This is a genomic window from Aquirufa sp. Wall-65K1, from assembly GCF_054558475.1.
Genome location: NZ_JBPXKD010000016.1, coordinates 1 through 618, shown reverse-complemented (window position 1 = coordinate 618; position 618 = coordinate 1). Strand labels below are relative to the sequence as shown.

General features: G+C 48.4%; 1 protein-coding gene. It reads left to right on the top strand.

What is annotated here, in order from left to right:
• A partial coding sequence (locus ACST15_RS12505) for a hypothetical protein (RefSeq protein ID WP_459454991.1) occupies positions 1-618 on the top strand: 618 nt, incomplete at both ends.

The window sequence follows — 618 nt, the reverse complement described above, 5'->3', positions numbered from 1 at the left end:
TTCACTCCAGCGACGGGTAGTGCAGTAACGAGTGGAAATGTAACGATCGGAGCAGGTTCAGCTACGAAGTTCATCATCACGGGAAGTGGCACGCAAACAGCGGGAGGCAGTCAAACGATTACGATTACGGCAAAAGATGCGAGTGGCAATACGGCGAGTGGCTATACGGGCAGTAAGAGCTTAATTTTCAGTGGAGCGAATAGTTCATCATCTCCAGCGACCTCACCAAAAGTAGAGAGTACCGACTTTGGTACAGCGACGAGTGTGAGCTTCACGAATGGGGTAGCTACAGCGAGTCTGAGCTTATTTAAAGTAGAGACAGCCAACTTGGTGGCTATCGAAGGTTCGATAGGCACGAGTGGGTCAGATCGTTTGAGTGTGGTTGTTAGTGCTTCAAGCTTCAGTAAATTAGCCTTAAGCTTGGCTGGTCCACAGATCAATGGAGTAGGGTTTACGGGAACAAATACGTTGACGGCCCTAGATGCCTATGGCAACGTGGTGACCGGCTTTGATGCGAGTGGGAATAACATTACGGTAAGTACGACAGGCTTAACAGGAACGATCAGTGGAATAAGTGGTGGCAATAAATTAACAAGTGCAGGTGATTTTGTGAATGGG